The following is a 17,246-nucleotide window of genomic DNA, read 5'->3' on the forward strand; positions in this document are numbered from 1 at the left end:
GTGATCCATCGTCAATCAGGTGCAAGCACCATCAATCAGTTGGGCCAGTGCGTACGACTTGCATGTATTAGGCACACCGCCGGCGTTCATCCTGAGCCAGGATCAAACTCTCATATAATATATATAAGAACTTGAATAGCTCTCAATTATCTTTGTTATCAAGCGAATTGACTTCGCAAATGTTTTTGCTTCAAATCACATCGTGATTGAAGACCCTACACATTTGATTCGTCGAAACTTTGTTCAGTTTTCAAAGGTCTACCTGTTGGCTAACCGAGCAGCCAATCAACATATTTATTATAACATGTATCGGATTAGCTTGTCAAGAAGAAATTTTAATTAATTTCGAATTTCTTTTGATCGATAACTCAATCAGCAACTTTATTAATATATCATGTCGTCAATCAGATGTCAACAGTCATTTTTAACTTTTTTGTTAAACCATCTCAACAGCACTTAACTGTTTTGACAACGATAACTACTATACATGGATTTCATTCTTTCGTCAACACCTTTTTTCAACTTTTTTAATTTATTTTTTAAAACTGAACTTTTTTATTTTTCGAATAAATAAAATCTGTTTTTTTGGATCTGAAAATAAAAAATACGTCCTTAAATTATCTTTTAAGAACGTATTTACTAACAATTGGTCTAGTTTATTTTACGCGAGCTAAGTAATAGTGCTTCTTACCCTTTCGGACAATTACAAACTTACCATCAAAATGCGCTAGGGGATCAATCTCCGCATCAACATCATCAACTTTTTCACCATTAATCCTGATAGCCCCACTTGATACATCTTGCCGAGCTTGGCGGCGTGAAGGTTCAATACCATTATCAGTTAACCAAATAACAATATTTTCTTTCTTATTTTCTACATCTACTGAAGGCATATTCTTAAAGCCTTGTTCAATTTCTGCAACAGAAAGGTCAGCAACATCTCCAGAGAACAACGCTTTACTAATCCGTTCTGCTTCTTCAACTGCTTCTTGACCATGAACAAATTTAGTTACTTCTTGGGCTAAGCGACGTTGAGCTTCCCGCTTCCATGGTTCTTTCTCAACTTTTTCTGCCAAATCATCAATTTCTTCTTTTGATAAGAATGTAAAGTACTTCAAATATTTAATAACATCACGGTCATCTTGGTTAATCCAGAATTGATAAAATTCGTATGGAGAAGTCTTTTCTGGGTCAAGCCAAATTGCACCACCCGCGGTCTTACCAAATTTAGTTCCATCAGCTTTGAGCATTAATGGAATGGTAAGTCCGTAAACCTTAGTATCTGGTCCTTCAACCTTATGAATCAAATCAATTCCGGCAGTGATGTTTCCCCACTGATCGGAGCCACCAATTTGTAATTGAACATCATTGTGGCGGTAAAGATGAAGAAAATCAACTGATTGAAGAATTTGGTAAGTGAATTCAGTAAATGAAATACCAGCATCTAACCGACTAGCCACTACTTCCTTATTTAACATTGTGTTGATATTAAACAGTTTACCGTAGTCACGAAGGAAATCTAATAAGCTAATCTTTGATAACCATTCATAGTTGTTTACAATCGTGAAGTTTTCAGTACCAAACAATTTCTTCATTTGAGCAGTTAACGCTTCTTCGTTATGGTGAACTTGATCCATTGTTTGAAGCTGCCGTTCTGACTTTCGACCGGATGGATCACCAATTGCACCCGTTCCTCCCCCAATAATAATTACTGGGTGGTGGCCAGCTAATTGGAATCGTTTCAAAATCATAAATGGAATTAAGTGTCCAATATGAAGACTATCCCCGGTTGGATCCGTTCCACAGTAAAGAGCAATTTTATCTTCTGATGTTAATTTGCGTAGGCCTTCTTCATCTGTAACTTGGTTAATAGCCCCACGCCATTCTAGTTCATTAAGAATATCCATGTTTACCTCCATAAATTTCTCGGATACAAAAAATCCCCAACTTCAAATAATGAAGTCAGGGACGATTTACCGCGTTACCACCTTGATTTGCAGCTAAATAGCTACCACTCTAGTCGATAACGAGACGATCCGTTCAAATACTGAAAGACTCCGTAAGTGTAATTCGTACAACGGCATTGGCAAAGTTTACAGTTACCACTTGCTTCCTAAATGTCCAACCGCTTACTACTAAAATTACTTCTTCATCTTTGGTTATTGCCGTCATTGTACATGGAATTAACAATTACTGTCAAGAAGTATTTAAAATACAAAAAAAGCTGAAGAGATTTCGTTACCCTTCAGCTTTTCGTTTTACTATTCATCTTTTTTTGCTTCGTGCTTCTTCTCATCATCGCGCTTAACAGTTGGTGATGGTTGTTTTTTGGGTTGTTTTTCTACATATACTTCATGAACATAAGCTTCACCGGTTAATTCGGCTACTGGCTTAAAAGTATCTTTAAAGAGAACATCCATTTCTATTCCAGCTCGAGCCTTGTTGTAGTACAAAGCAAGAATTGCATATACCACTGGAAGGTAGCAGGCGATACCAACAATCACTAAGACAATTCCAATATAGGTAAGAACATAGGTTGCCGTGTAAACCCCATAAAATGCCAATCCACCAAAGATTAAAGTCCAGATAAATATTGGAAGGAATTCCAAGACAAACAGAATTGCAAAATAGTTCCACTTTCGTCCAGTCATGAACCGCCGACTAGCCGTTAAAGCATAGCGCATTGATTGGCCAAGGAATTGTGGTTGTTTTTCACGATAAAGGAAGTATGACTGGGAATATTCAATACTCTTCCACAATACTACAATATCGTTAAGAATTCGAATTACCCACCCTGTATAAACAGCAGCTACTCCTGATAGGTGTGGTAAAAGCAATGCATTAACAATATTGAGTGGCAAGCTCCATAAGAAAGTGAATAGGCCAATATAAAGAATAATTCGCCATACTTGGTTCTTTCGTAAGTGCTTATAGTGCATCCAGATCGAGCCAGCACTTACTGGTTGTTCTGGATGAGCCAGCTTATCCTGATATGTATATTGAGTAGCAACTGTAAAGAAAGTATAGAAGAAAGCTAACACAGCAATAATGGCAACAATCCCTATAATTTCTAATAATGAGAATAAAATTGCAACTGGGGAAGCCATTCCGTACATTACCATCATCATCGTCATACTCAATGAGGCAGCAATGTTTGAATTAAGGAGCGTTAAGATTGCTGCTAAAGCAATAAAAATAATTGATACTCCTGCAACTGGCCACATTGCCTTTAAATAGTTAGGCTTTACCAGTTCCTTCAATGAAGTGAAGAATTCCTTCATTGGGAGTGTGCGTTGTTTTTCCATTTTCATTTAATTTCTCTCCACCTTATTAGATTCTGGTGTTAATCATACCACAACTCACTATAAGCTCAATCTATTCGCCGATATCTTCAATATTTTTTCAAAAAAGCTACAAAAAAAGGCGTTAGAAATTTGACTTTCCCGCCTCTCCAAATTTAATATCGTAAATTTATTTTAGTACTTTTCCTTGCTTAATACGTTAAGCTTGTCATCGAAGTCGTAAACAACTGGTTGACCAGTAGCCATTTCAAGGTTCATGATGTCTTCATCAGAAATGTTTTCGATGTACTTGCTCAATGCACGAAGAGAGTTACCGTGGGCAGCGATGATAACATTCTTGTTGTCCAAAAGCTTTGGAGCAATTTCATCTTGCCATAATGGAATAACACGTTCCAAAGTAACCTTCAAGTTTTCACCACCAGGAATAGCACGTGGGTCTAAGTTAGCGTAACGACGATCCTTTGCAGCAGAACCTTCATCGTCAGCACTTAGCAATGGAGGTAACACATCGTATGAACGACGCCAAATGTGAACTTGTTCGTCACCGTACTTTTCAGCGGCCTTTTGCTTGTTGTGGCCTTGAAGTGCACCATAGTGACGTTCGTTTAAACGCCAAGTCTTGTATTCAGGAATCCATAATTGGTCACATTCTTCAAGAGCATAGTGCAAAGTCTTGATAGCACGCTTCAAAACAGAAGTGTATGCGTAGTCAAATTCAATGCCGTGTTCCTTAAGTGCTTTACCAGCATTCTTTGCTTGTTCAACACCTTTTTCACTTAAATCAACGTCAACCCAACCAGTAAATTGGTTAGATAAGTTCCATTCACTTTGACCGTGACGAATTAATACTAATTTAGCCATGTTCAATTGACCTCTTTCTTCTTAAAATCGCTATAAACAGCATTACCATATTATTTTAATCCATTCCCCTGCAAATGCCAATAGTGATGAAGAAATTATTGTAGTCCAGCTTTTGCACCAATGTCATGACGATAAAAACATTCAGGTTCATCAAGCTGGCTTAAATAGTCATAAACGTGATCACGGGCTTTTTGAAGAGAATCATCTTTCCCGATTACCATTAACAAGCGCCCCCCTGCACCTTTCAAATCATTAATCGTCCCAGCAACATTTGCATAATCAATAGTGACATTAGAATCAAGGGGAAATGTTCCCAGCTTTTGTCCATGGATTGGCTTAGTCGGATATCCTTTCGATGCCAAAACAACACCAAAACAAGCATCTTCATTTTCTTCAACTTCTGGTAATGGTCGATCATTAATTGCTGCATCTACAAGTTCAAATAAGTCCGTTCTCATGCGGGGTAAAATCACCTGTGTCTCTGGATCACCTAAACGAACATTATACTCAATTACTTTTGGACCATCATCAGTCAAAATAAGGCCAATATATAAAATTCCATGGTAGTGATACTCACCAGTCACCAAACCATCAATTGTTGGCTTAAGCACTTCATCAACCATCCGTTGTCGAACAGCTGATGAAAGTTGTGGCAAGGGACTATAAGCACCCATCCCGCCAGTATTAGGTCCGTTATCGTCATCAAATGCTCGTTTATGGTCTTGAGCCATGGGTAAAATTCGGTAGTGCTCATTACTAATCAAAACAAACATCGAATATTCGGGACCCGATAAACATTCTTCAATCACAAGCCGTGCCTGCCCATTGACAAACATTTCTTTGATTATCCTAATTGCTTCTACATGATCTTTTGCAATGACAACCCCTTTTCCTCCCGCTAAACCATTTTCTTTAATTACTACTGGAAAGCCAAATTGCCCAACGTTATTAATTGCTGCCGTTTGATCCCGATATGTCGCATGGCGGGCAGTGGGAACATGATAATTATTCATAAAATTAAGGGCATAGTCTTTTGATCCTTCTAATTGGGCAGCCCGCGCATCAGGACCGAAAATCTTTAATCCAGCGGCTTTAAATTCATCAACAATCCCATCAACCAAGCAATCCTCAGGGCCCACGAATGTCCACGCGACATTATGTTCTTTAGCAAATTGAATCAGCTTAGCAAAGTCAGTTTCCGCAATTGCAATGGGAACCACTCCTACAGTCGACATCCCCACATTACCTGGCGCACAATAAACTTGCTTAACACGGGGACTTTCTTGTAATTTCTTCGCCACGGCAAATTCACGACCGCCTTCACCTACAACTAATACGTTGACCTGCTTTTCCATGATACCCTCCTAGCTTTAATGGCGGAAATGACGAATGCCTGTTGTGACCATTGCAATTCCGTATTTATTTGCCATCTCAATTGATTCTTGATCGCGAATTGATCCCCCTGGCTGAACAATCGCCTTAATGCCATTTTGACCCGCATATTCAACACAATCGCCAAATGGGAAGAAAGCATCCGATGCCATCACTGTCCGGTCATCAATTGCCTCGCCAGCATGTTTTACGGCAATTTTTAATGAATCAATTCGGTTAGGTTGACCTTCTCCTACCCCTAACGTTCGCTCATCATTTGCTAAGACAATTGCATTTGATTTGGCATGCTTAACTGCTTTCCAGGCAAACATTAATGTCTTAAGCTGTTCCTCTGTTGGCTGCTTTTCAGTAACACATTGCCAGTCGTGGTAATCTTCCTTAAGCGTGTCTTGTTCCTGCAATAACATTCCACCCATTACTGAAACAACTTCATGTTTAGTTGGTTCATCCTTCTTACTGAAGTCCAGACGCAGCAAACGAATATTTTTCTTCTTTGCCAGTAACTCAAATGCATCATCGTCAAAGCCGGGGGCAATGACAATTTCTAAAAAGATTTTGTGCATTTTCTCGGCAGTCGCTAAATCAACTTGGCGATTAAGAGCAATTACTCCCCCAAAAATGGAAACAGGGTCAGCTTCATAGGCACGATCCCAAGCTTGAACCAAACTATCCCCGCGCCCAATGCCACATGGGTTCATATGTTTCATCGCTACCACTGTTGGCTCATCAAATTCGCGAATACACCGTAATGCTTCGTCAGCATCTTTAATATTATTGTAGGAAAGCTTCTTACCATGTAATTGTTCAGCCTGTAAAACTGAAAAATCTTTAGGAAGCGCGTCTTCATATAACCAAGCCTTTTGGTGACTATTTTCGCCATAACGCATTGTTTCTTTTAAATCCCAGCTTAAAGTTAATTTTTCTGGATCTTCAAGCCCTGTCTGTTTTGTAAGGTATTGAGAGATGAGGGAATCATAGGCTGCCGTATGACGAAAGGCTTTTGCTGCTAAGCGTGCCCGGATTGCCAATGATGTTTCACCATCTTCTTTGATCTGGGCTAAGACTTCATCGTAATCGGCTTGATCCACCACGATTGTTACATCATGATAATTTTTAGCAGCTGAACGGACCATGCTTGGACCGCCAATATCAATATTTTCGATTGCATCGGTTAATTCTACTCCTGGCTTTTCGATTGTTTCTTTAAATGGATAAAGATTAACGCAGACTAAATCGATTGGCGTAATATTAAGCTTTTCGAGGGTCGCCATGTGTTCTGGTAAGTCCCGGCGAGCCAATAGTCCCCCATGAACATAAGGATTCAGGGTCTTCACGCGACCATCAAGAATTTCTGGAAAATGAGTAACATCTTCAATACCAATTGTTTCAATTCCCGCTTCGTCCAAAACCCGCTTCGTCCCCCCAGTCGAAATAATTTCAAAGTTATTTTCAACTAATCCTTTGACGAATGGGACTAGGTTTTGCTTATCAGAAACACTTACTAATGCTCTTTTCATAATTTAATGTTGCTCCTTTTCTAATGCCTGCTTTAGTGCTTCAGGATATAACCGGTGTTCAGTTTCATGAACCCGTGCTTCTAAGGTTTCAATAGTATCGGTTGGTAAAATCGGGACGTGTTCTTGGGCGATAATCGGGCCAGAATCGAGTCCCGCATCAATATAATGCACGGTTACACCTGTCTGTGCTTGCTGATCAGCAAATGCCCGTTCAATCGAATGTAGTCCCGGATATTCTGGCAACCATGCTGGATGAAGGTTAATAATTCGGTGAGCATAATGATCCAAAATAGTGGGCCCGATTACTCGTAAATAACCAGCAAGGGCAATAAAGTCAATTTGATACTTTTTCAACACTCCCAATAATTTTTCCTCGTATTCCTGTTTTCCCCCACAAGATTTGACCGTAAAGCTTTCTGCCGGGATTCCCAGTCGGGCAGCTCTTTTCATCACTGGAGCATCTGAATGATTACAGAATAATAATGCTAATTCACCAGGAAGATCATTATTTTTGAAGTGCTGTGCTAAGACTTCAAAATTCGTTCCGTTTCCTGATGCTAAAATTGCGACTCTCATTTACAACCCTCACTTGATAACAATCTTTTTTGTATCTGGTAAACAATGACGAAGATAACCAATTTGATAACTTGTCATGTTTTTATTTGATAGTATCTCTTGAACTTGCGCTACTTGATCTGGTGCCACTGCTAAGACCATTCCTATTCCCATGTTAAATGCTTCGAAACAATCCTCCTTAGTAAGGTCTCCCAGCACACGCAAATAGTCAAATACTGGAAGTTGTGGCCACCGCCTAGGATCAATTACCGCTTGCAAGTTATTCCCAAACATCCGGGGAACATTTTCAATCAATCCTCCACCAGTAATGTGACTAATCCCATGAATTAATTTGCGATGTACTGGGGGTAAGACCGCTTGAACATAAATCCTAGTAGGAGTCATGATCGTTTCTCCTACCGTCTTTCCTCTCAATGCTTCTGGGCGATCAGTTAATTTGACGTGATTGTCCTTAAATAAGATCTGCCGGACAAGGGAAAAGCCATTGGAATGCAAGCCGCTTGATGGGAGGCCAAGTAAAACATCACCTTTTTGTGGTCCAGCAGCGGTAAGAAGTTCTTCTTTTTCTGCTACTCCTATTACTGTTCCCGCCAGATCATACTCAGTGGCTGCATACATATCTGGCATTTCTGCTGTTTCTCCACCAATTAAAGCCGCCCCAGCTTCTCGGCAACCAGTCGCTACTCCACTAATAATCGCTGCCATCTTAGCCGGATCATTATGGCCGGTCGCAATATAGTCGAGAAATGTTATTGGTTCCGCTCCCTGTGCCAGGACATCATTAACACACATTGCAACAACATCGATCCCGATTGTATCGTGCTTATTCATTTGTTGAGCAATTAAGAGTTTCGTACCCACACCATCAGTACCAGCGACAAGAACCGGATGCCGTACCTGTAATTTTTCTAAATCAAATATCCCCCCAAAGCTGCCAATTCCCCCAATCACACCTGGGCGATCAGTTGATTTGACTGCATCTTTAATACGGTGAACAAGTTCGTACCCGGCATTTACATCCACCCCTGCATCTTGATAACGACTCATCCTCTTACCCCTTTCTTGCCAATTGCTCTTGTTCGCTTAACGACTTTCGGTATCCTTCTTCATAATCATAAAGCGGCGTTGGGTACTTCCCATCAAAATAAGCCACGGTAAGTCCACCATTAGGAGCATCTCCTGCATCTGGTACGTTAATTGCTTTGATTAGACTATTAATACTCAAAAAATTAAGAGAATCTGCACCAATTAACTGCCGCATTTCTTCAATGGAGTAATGAGCAGCCATCAGTTCTGAACGCGTTGATACGTCAATTCCATAGAAACATGGAAACTTAAATGGTGGTGAGGAGATCAGCATATGAACTTCTTTGGCCCCAGCTCTTTTTAGCATTTGGACAATCTGCTTAGAAGTTGTTCCGCGTACAATCGAATCGTCGACTACTACCACTCTTTTTCCTTTTACAACTCCGCGGACAGCTGATAATTTCATCTGAACGCCTAACTCCCGCAACTCTTGAGTTGGTTGAATAAACGTCCGCGCAACGTATTGGCTCTTTATTAGTCCCATTTCATATGGAAGGCAACTTTCTTCAGCATACCCACTAGCAGCAGATAATGATGAATTAGGGACTCCAATTACCATATCAGCATCAACCGGATGTTCCTTTGCTAATAACTTTCCCATTCGTTTACGCGCATTATGTACCGTTACCCCATGAATAATAGAATCGGGACGGGCGAAATAGATATACTCCATTGAGCAAATTGCCAACTGGGTTTGGGTAGTGTAATGGTCAATATGTAACCCATCTTTATCAATAACTATTAATTCTCCTGGCAAAACATCACGCACAAATTGAGCATTAATAATGTCTAAAGCACAAGTCTCACTAGCAACAACATAAGCGCCATTTTCTAACCTTCCAATACATAAAGGACGAATCCCATTAGGATCCAACGCCGCAATTAATCGATCTTTTTGTAGTAATAGGTAAGCAAATCCACCATGGACAAGGTTGAGACTTTTCTTCAAAGCAGGAATAAAACCTTCATTAATATATTTCCGGATAAGGTGAATTAAAATTTCCGTATCAGAATCTGACTGAAAAACTGCCCCTTCATTTTCTAATTCACGACGAAGGGTAACCGCATTAGTTAAATTTCCATTGTGGGCAAGGGCAACGGCACCATCATGAAAGTGAAAAAGAAAGGGTTGAACATTAGCAATCGAGTTATGTCCACTTGTCCCATAGCGCACATGGCCAATCGCAGCGTTTCCTTTTAATCGTTTAAGCTCAGCCGGATCAGCAAATACTTTCGCCAACAATCCCCGGTCACGATGCTGATAAAGCTCCGTTCCGTCCGTTGAAACAATCCCTGCCCCTTCTTGGCCGCGGTGTTGAAGAGTATGCAGGCCGTAATAGGTTAATTGACTAGCGTTAGCCGCATCAAAGATTCCAAAGACCCCACATTCTTCATTTAATCCTTTGATTTCAGTTGGCACGGAATTGCCTCCTCCCATGTTTTTTGTAATTTTGCAACACTTTCATTGAGTTCACCAGTTGCCAGTTTAACCATTAACCAGTGACTATTCGTAACTTCTCCGATTAGGTGCGCATCTTTCTCTAATGCCTGTTCGAATTCAGTTGCCTTTTTAGGAGCAACCGTCACGATAAACCTTCCAGGAGTCTCACTAAACAGGCGAGCTGCGGGCTGATCAGCAAAGTCAATTTTTAATCCTAAATCAGTTTTGAAGACCGTTTCTGCTAAGGCTACTCCGAGGCCACCTTCACTCAAATCATGTGCACTGGAAACAAGACCGTTCTCCATCGTCGTCAGTAACTGCCGCATATATTGATGAACATGGTGAAGTTCAAATGTCTTAACAATTCCGCTAATATCGCCGGTCATCATTTTTTGCAACTCAGACCCCGCATAATCATCACGAGTTTGGCCCACTAGATAAACCTTATCTCCCGGGTGTTGGACAAACGAAGGAATTACGCGATCAATATTTTTAATTAGACCAACCATTCCAACCATCGGCGTCGGATGAATTGCTTGCCCATTGTTTTCGTTATATAAAGAAACATTCCCAGAAATAACCGGGGTATTAAATTCACGGCAAGCATCAGCCATTCCTTGGACAGATTGATGAAGTTCCCAGAAAATTTCTGGATCAGTTGGGTCACCATAATTTAAGCAGTCAGTAATTGCTAACGGTTCGGCGCCACTGGCAATTATGTTGGCAGCCGCTTCAACTAAGGCAATTTGTCCACCAACTTCTGGACTAAGGTAAACAAACCGACCGTTCCCATCAGTTGTCATCGCTAACCCTTTATGTGTTCCACGAATCCGTAGAACCCCAGCATCACTCCCTGGACCAGTCACTGTGTTTGTCCGGACTTGAGAATCATATTGCTGATAAAGACTACTTTTATCCGCAATCGTTGACTGAGCAAGCAAGGCAGTTAAAACTTCAGCAGCGTTATCAATAGTTGGAAGCCACTTTGGCTGCTGTTCGGCTAATTCAATCCGCGTAGGCTTTTTTTCTAGACTTTCTTCTTCTAGTACGTCATCCGTCAAACTCGACACTGGGATATGACATACTTCTTCACCATCATGAAAGAGAACATAATCATGACCCGCAGTAATCCGGCCAATTGTGACTACTTCAAGATCGTAAAAGTCAAAAATCTTTTTGACATCTTCTTCATGGCCTTTTTTTACGCAAAGGAGCATCCGTTCTTGGGATTCACTAAGCATAATTTCATAAGCTGACATCCCAGGCTCACGTTGCGGAACAAGATCCAAATTTAGCTCCATTCCACTTTTACCTTCGGAAGCCATTTCTGCACTTGAAGAAACAATTCCCGCTGCCCCCATATCCTGGATTCCTACTAACCAGTTAGGATGATTTCTAATAAGGTCAAGACAGGCTTCTAACAAGAGTTTTTCCATAAAAGGATTACCAACTTGAACTGCCGAACGTTGCGTCATATTTTCATCATTAAAGTCTGCTGAAGCAAAGGTGGCCCCATGAATTCCATCACGGCCAGTTTTAGCACCGACATACATCACTGCATTTCCAATTCCGGCAGCGCGACCTTGCTGGATATCTTTTTGATCCATTAAGCCAACGCTCATTGCATTACATAGAATATTACCCTGGTAGCATGGATCGAATGTTGTTTCACCTGCAATTGTAGGAATTCCCATACAATTACCGTAATCCCCAATCCCCCGAACAGTATTAGTTACTTTCATCCGCGTTGTTGAATTATTTAATTCCCCGAAATGGAGTGAATCAAGGGAAGCGATTGGTCGTGCCCCCATGCTGAAAATGTCTCGCAGGATTCCACCGACACCGGTTGCCGCTCCTTGATAAGGTTCAACAGTTGTCGGATGATTGTGGCTCTCAGCTTTGAATACCACTGCTTGTCCATCATCAATATCTACAACCCCTGCTCCTTCTCCCGGGCCCTGTAATACTCGTTCATTTTTGTTGGGGAAGAGACGCAGTACTGACTTTGACTTCTTATATGAACAGTGCTCACTCCACATTGCGGAAAACAAACCGGTTTCAGTATAGTTTGGTAATCTCCCTAAAAGCTGGGTACGAATGTAATCGTATTCTGCTTCAGTCAAGCTCCACTCTAAGTATGGTTTCTTTTCTTTAATCTCTTCTGGGGTCATTGCTTGCTTCATTAACTATGCCTCCACTTTAATTCTGCCGTTTGCTAACAAGGACTCAAATAACCGTAAGCCATCCGTACAACCAAGAATAGTTTCTACTGCTCGTTCAGGATGGGGCATCATGCCTAAGACATTTCCTTGTTTATTGGTGATTCCAGCAATGTTGTGTAAACTACCATTGGGATTTTCAGTCGCGTAACGAAAAACAACTTGATTATTTGTTTCAAGTTCATCTAGTGTTTTTTCATCCGCATAATAACTACCATCGGCATGCGCAATTGGTAATACGATTCGTTCGTGATCCTGGTAATGACTAGTAAAAAGAGTTTGCGAGTTCACTACTTCTAAAGGAACGGCCTTGCAAACAAAACGTTGGTTATCATTGCGTTTGAGTCCGCCTGGCAAAAGACCTGCTTCTGTCAAAATTTGAAATCCGTTACACGTTCCAAAGACCGGTTTTCCCTCATTGGCCATTTTGATTATTGCAGGCATGATATTGGTGAACCGAGCAATTGCACCAGCTCGTAGATAATCACCATAGGAAAATCCGCCTGGTAACATCACAGCATCAAAACCGGCTAAACTTTTTTGCTGGTGAGAAACATATTCCACATCTGCATGGCAAACTGAATGAAGGGCTTCATATAAATCCACATCGCAATTGGATCCCGGAAAAACAACCACCGCAATTTTCATCTAGGCTTCCTCCATAACTTGGTATGTATAAGTTTCCATGTTGAAGTTAACAAGGAGCTGATCAGCAATTTCTTTTACTGCCGTCGCTACCTCATCCTCATTTGTATCCAAGGTAACGTCAAAGAATTTTCCGACTTTAACAGTTTTTACTTCATCATGACCTAGAGAATGGATTGCGTCCTTAATGGTTTCTCCCTGCGGATCAAAGACTGATTGCTTATATGTTACGAAAATCCGAACATTAACCATTTATGCTCCCTCCTTAATCACTGCTTCTAACCGTTCCAATACCTCATCATATGTTTGGGTTAAATCAGCAAGTTTGCGCCGATATACGTCTTTATCCATATGTTGCTTAGTTGTCAGATCCCATAACCGACAGTTATCTGGCGAAAATTCATCTGCAAGAATGATCTTGCCATCACTTAAACGGCCAAATTCGAGTTTGAAGTCAACCAGCCGTAAATTAGCTTGGGCAAATAATGGTTTAAGTAAGTTATTGACCTTCCGACAGATCCCCCACATTTGTGCAAGCTCCTCTTTGCTGGCAATCTTAAGAGCAATCGTTGCGGACTCATTGATAAATGGGTCATTAAGTTCATCACTTTTATAGAACGTTTCCTCAACTGGTGAAGGAAGCTCTTCCCCTTCTGAAAGTCCATACCGACTCGCAAAATGCCCAGCAATTACATTTCGCGTTACAAATTCAAGCGGAAACATCTCACATTTTTTTACCAGGTCTTCGTTAGTTGATAGTTTCTTAATAAAGTGGGTCTCAATTCCCTGCTTCATTAAGTAAGCAAAAACGAGTGAAGAAATAGCATTAGCAGCCCCACCCTTACCAGTAAAGTGATCCTTCTTTTTTCCGTTGAGGGCGGTAGCTTGATCCAGATAAACTACCCGTAAAACTGCTGGATCCTCCGTTTGCCACATCTGCTTTGCCTTGCCGGTATACAATAACTTCTCCATTTATGGAACTTCCTTTCAACAAAACACGAACAATTATCACAATGCACGAAATTTAATTCGATATTTCATGACAACAATATACTCTCCCCTTCTCCCTTTTGTCAACACAAATTACGATATTTGTTCGATTATTCCACTTGATAGTTCGTATTTTGATAAACAAAGCATAATAAAAAAGGCTAGACAAACTTTTTTGTTCGTCTAGCCTCCTTAAACTAGCTTAAATTAGTCTAAGCCTAATCGCTTATAAATATCATCAACATGGCGGAGGTGCCAGTGGTAATCAAAGGCATCGTCAAGATCTTCTTTAGTTAATTGCTTTTGAATTGTTGGGTCATCCTCCAATAGTGGGCGGAATGGAATCTGTTCTGCCCAGCACTTAGCGGTATATGGTTGAATCAAATCATAAGCTGCTTCCCGAGTCATCCCACTGTTAACCAACTTCAAAAGAACCCGACCACTGTAAATCAAGCCTAATGTCTTATCCATATTCTTCTTCATTGTCTCAGGGAATACATCAAGATTCTTTAAGATTCGTCCAAACCGCCGCAACATGTAATCAAGTAATGAAGTGGCATCTGGTAAAATCATTCGTTCTGCACTGGAATGAGAAATATCCCGTTCATGCCAAAGTGAAACATCTTCATAAGCTGGGACCATAAAGCCACGAAGCATCCGCGCACAACCTGTAATGTTTTCTGAGCCAATTGGATTACGTTTATGTGGCATAGCAGAAGATCCTTTTTGTCCCTTGGCAAAGTGTTCTTCAACTTCATGGATTTCCGTTCGTTGCAGCGAGCGAATTTCGGTTGCCATTTCTTCCATACTTGTTCCAATAAGCGCAATGGTAGCAATATATTCAGCATGCAAATCTCGAGGAAGAACTTGTGTGGAGATTTCTTGAGGACGTAAGCCAAGTTTTTTGCAGACATATTCCTCAACAAATGGGTCAATTTCAGCAAAAGTTCCTACTGCACCAGAAATTTTACCCGCTTCGACACCCTTAGCAGCATGCTCAAAACGTTCCTTATTACGCTTCATTTCTGAATACCACCGAGCAGCTTTCAAGCCAAAAGTTGTTGGTTCAGCATGGATACCATGTGTCCGTCCCATGCAAACTGTGTACTTATATTTTTCGGCTAACTCTTTAAGGACATCCATAAAGTTATCAATATCTTGCCGAAGGATATCGTTCGCCTTTTTTAAACGCAAACCTTGTGCAGTATCAACTACATCTGTACTCGTCATTCCGTAGTGAACCCACTTTCGTTCAGGCCCCAATGATTTAGAAACATCACGGGTAAAAGCAATCACATCATGATGGGTCACTGCTTCAATCTCTGCAATCCCTTCCACAGAAAACTTGGCATTCTTTTTAATCTTTTCCACATCTTCTGCTGGAATATGGCCAAGCTTACTCCACGCTTCATCAGCAGCAATCTCAACATCTAACCAACATTGGTATTGTGTTTCTAAGCTCCAAATCTTTTTCATCTCTGGACTGGTATAACGATCAATCATCAGTTAAAAATCCTCTCTATTTTTTCTAAATGTATTATCGCACAGGAAAAGCGGTTACGTAAAGCCGAACTTTATGCACCCCAAATTCCTGTATTGTCAATTTCTGCTAAAGTAGCTTCAATATCATCAGTCAAGATTGTAACGTGGCCCATTTTCCGGTTATGACGGACTTCTGCTTTCCCATAATCATGAAAATGCCAATTTGCCTTTTTCTGAATCTGTTGTCGGACTCTATTAACATGCTGACCTAAAACATTTACCATTACCACCGGCTTTAATAACTCTACTTGTGGGAGTGGCCAGTTACAAATTGCTCGGTTATGGATGGCGAACTGTGAGAAGTTACAACCTTCAATTGAATAATGACCTGAATTGTGCGGACGAGGAGCAAGTTCGTTAATATAGACCTCCCTATCATCTGTTACAAACATTTCAACCCCTAAAATTCCTCGTAAATTAATAGCTTGGGCAATCTTCACCGCTATTTTTTGCGCCTTTTTTTGTAATTCGGGAGAAATTCTTGCGGGGACAACGCTTAAATGTAGAATTTCATCATGGTGAATATTTTCTGAAACAGGAAAAACCGTTATTTCCCCATCTTCATTACGTCCGACCATCACTGAACATTCGCGGCTAAAAGGAACCCATCCCTCTAAGATACAGTCGCCAGTGGCTAAAATAGGTGCACACTTATCGAGATCGTCCTTATTACGTAACACTTCTTGCCCGTGTCCGTCATATCCCCCTTCACTGGTTTTCAAAACTGACGGGTAACCAATTTTCTTTACCGCATCTTTTAATTCAGCCGAAGTATGCACTGCCATGAAAGGTGCTGTCTTTACCCCTGCCTGACGTAAGAAATTCTTTTCCCGTAAACGATTTTTGGTCGAGTAAAGCAAATTAGTTCCCTGGGGAAAATAAACGCGATCCTGCACATCTTCTAAGGCGTTTAAATCAACATTTTCAAATTCGTAGGTTAATACATCCGCTTTATCAGCCAACTTTTCAATCGCTTTAGTATCGTCATAAGGAGCAACAATTTGTTCATCAGCCACCTGCCCCGCTGGACAATGAGGTGTCGGATCTAAAATAATAACCTTCATTCCCGTCTGTTTGGCATCCAATGCCATCATCTGTCCCAATTGGCCACCACCAATAATGCCAATAGTTGAGCCTTGTGGAATAAATTTATTCAAGATATTGCCCACTTTCTTTTGCTTGATCGTGCATCGCTTGCCGGTATTTGATGATTTGTTGTTGGATATGCTTATCTGTAATCCCCAGAATTTGCAATGCTAATAACGCAGCATTTTTAGCGCCTGCTTTTCCAATCGCGGTAGTTGCCACCGGAATTCCCGCTGGCATTTGAACAATTGATAAAAGCGAGTCCATACCACCAAGAGCCTTTGTCTGTCCTGGGATTCCAATTACTGGCAGGGGGGTATTGGCTGCAATCATTCCGGGAAGATGGGCTGCTCCCCCGGCACACGCAATAATTACTTTAGTGCCATTATCAACCGCATTTTGCGCAAACGCGAACATTTCATTTGGCATTCGATGAGCAGAAATCACATTTTTTTCATATGAAACACCAAATTCATCTAAAATATCACAAGTTTCTTTAACAGTTGGCCAGTCTGATTTACTGCCCATCACAACACTAATATCACTCATAACAATGCCTCCTCAAATCTGCTTTAAGGATAGCAAATCA

General features: G+C 40.8%; 15 protein-coding genes. All 15 read right to left on the reverse strand.

Going from position 1 to position 17,246, the window contains the following annotated elements; genetic code table 11:
• Window positions 1-656: 656 nt before the first annotated feature.
• The 15 genes from tyrS to purE all read right to left on the reverse strand — a co-directional run bounded on the left by tyrS (window position 657) and on the right by purE (window position 17,206).
• A complete protein-coding gene (tyrS, locus tag H5S10_RS04315; protein WP_182587346.1) occupies window positions 657-1,907 on the reverse strand; it encodes a tyrosine--tRNA ligase in 1,251 nt (416 codons plus the stop codon).
• 354 nt (window positions 1,908-2,261) lie between these two features.
• Window positions 2,262-3,311 (reverse strand): hypothetical protein, encoded by a 1,050-nt coding sequence (locus tag H5S10_RS04320; protein ID WP_182588864.1) that lies wholly within the window; start codon window positions 3,309-3,311, stop codon window positions 2,262-2,264.
• Window positions 3,312-3,476: 165 nt separating this feature from the next.
• Entirely contained in the window at window positions 3,477-4,163 is a 687-nt protein-coding gene (locus H5S10_RS04325) for a 2,3-diphosphoglycerate-dependent phosphoglycerate mutase (RefSeq protein WP_003665449.1), read from the reverse strand.
• A 95-nt stretch (window positions 4,164-4,258) separates the two neighbouring features.
• Window positions 4,259-5,518 (reverse strand): phosphoribosylamine--glycine ligase, encoded by a 1,260-nt coding sequence (gene purD / locus H5S10_RS04330; protein WP_182588865.1) that lies wholly within the window; start codon window positions 5,516-5,518, stop codon window positions 4,259-4,261.
• Between the two features lie 15 nt (window positions 5,519-5,533).
• A complete protein-coding gene (gene purH / locus H5S10_RS04335) occupies window positions 5,534-7,072 on the reverse strand; it encodes a bifunctional phosphoribosylaminoimidazolecarboxamide formyltransferase/IMP cyclohydrolase (protein ID WP_231796024.1) in 1,539 nt (512 codons plus the stop codon).
• 3 nt (window positions 7,073-7,075) lie between these two features.
• Window positions 7,076-7,648 carry a phosphoribosylglycinamide formyltransferase gene (gene purN / locus H5S10_RS10280; RefSeq protein WP_231796023.1) on the reverse strand — a complete coding sequence of 191 codons (573 nt, stop codon included), beginning with the start codon at window positions 7,646-7,648 and terminating at the stop codon, window positions 7,076-7,078.
• A 9-nt stretch (window positions 7,649-7,657) separates the two neighbouring features.
• Entirely contained in the window at window positions 7,658-8,695 is a 1,038-nt protein-coding gene (purM, locus tag H5S10_RS04340) for a phosphoribosylformylglycinamidine cyclo-ligase (RefSeq protein WP_182588866.1), read from the reverse strand.
• Between the two features lie 4 nt (window positions 8,696-8,699).
• A complete protein-coding gene (gene purF / locus H5S10_RS04345; RefSeq protein ID WP_182588867.1) occupies window positions 8,700-10,154 on the reverse strand; it encodes an amidophosphoribosyltransferase in 1,455 nt (484 codons plus the stop codon).
• Window positions 10,130-12,358, reverse strand: coding sequence for a phosphoribosylformylglycinamidine synthase subunit PurL (purL, locus tag H5S10_RS04350; RefSeq protein WP_182588868.1), 2,229 nt, complete (start codon window positions 12,356-12,358; stop codon window positions 10,130-10,132). The genes purF and purL overlap by 25 nt, the downstream gene beginning before the upstream one ends.
• 3 nt (window positions 12,359-12,361) lie before the next feature.
• Complete coding sequence (gene purQ, locus H5S10_RS04355; RefSeq protein WP_182588869.1) at window positions 12,362-13,042, reverse strand: phosphoribosylformylglycinamidine synthase subunit PurQ; 681 nt, start codon at window positions 13,040-13,042, stop codon at window positions 12,362-12,364.
• The gene (gene purS / locus H5S10_RS04360; RefSeq protein WP_134906637.1) at window positions 13,043-13,291 is read right to left on the reverse strand and encodes a phosphoribosylformylglycinamidine synthase subunit PurS; all 249 of its coding nucleotides are present in this window, start codon (window positions 13,289-13,291) and stop codon (window positions 13,043-13,045) included.
• On the reverse strand, window positions 13,292-14,011 hold the full coding sequence (purC, locus tag H5S10_RS04365; protein ID WP_182588870.1) for a phosphoribosylaminoimidazolesuccinocarboxamide synthase: 720 nt from the start codon (window positions 14,009-14,011) through the stop codon (window positions 13,292-13,294).
• 225 nt (window positions 14,012-14,236) lie between these two features.
• Window positions 14,237-15,532, reverse strand: coding sequence for an adenylosuccinate lyase (gene purB / locus H5S10_RS04370; protein WP_065533559.1), 1,296 nt, complete (start codon window positions 15,530-15,532; stop codon window positions 14,237-14,239).
• A 71-nt stretch (window positions 15,533-15,603) separates the two neighbouring features.
• The gene (purK, locus tag H5S10_RS04375; protein ID WP_182588871.1) at window positions 15,604-16,728 is read right to left on the reverse strand and encodes a 5-(carboxyamino)imidazole ribonucleotide synthase; all 1,125 of its coding nucleotides are present in this window, start codon (window positions 16,726-16,728) and stop codon (window positions 15,604-15,606) included.
• Window positions 16,721-17,206, reverse strand: coding sequence for a 5-(carboxyamino)imidazole ribonucleotide mutase (gene purE, locus H5S10_RS04380; RefSeq protein ID WP_182588872.1), 486 nt, complete (start codon window positions 17,204-17,206; stop codon window positions 16,721-16,723). Before purE ends, purK begins: the two co-directional genes overlap by 8 nt.
• Window positions 17,207-17,246: the final 40 nt, after the last annotated feature.

It is taken from the genome of Limosilactobacillus balticus (assembly GCF_014145615.1).
In the GTDB taxonomy this organism is placed as follows: Bacteria; Bacillota; Bacilli; order Lactobacillales; family Lactobacillaceae; genus Limosilactobacillus; species Limosilactobacillus balticus.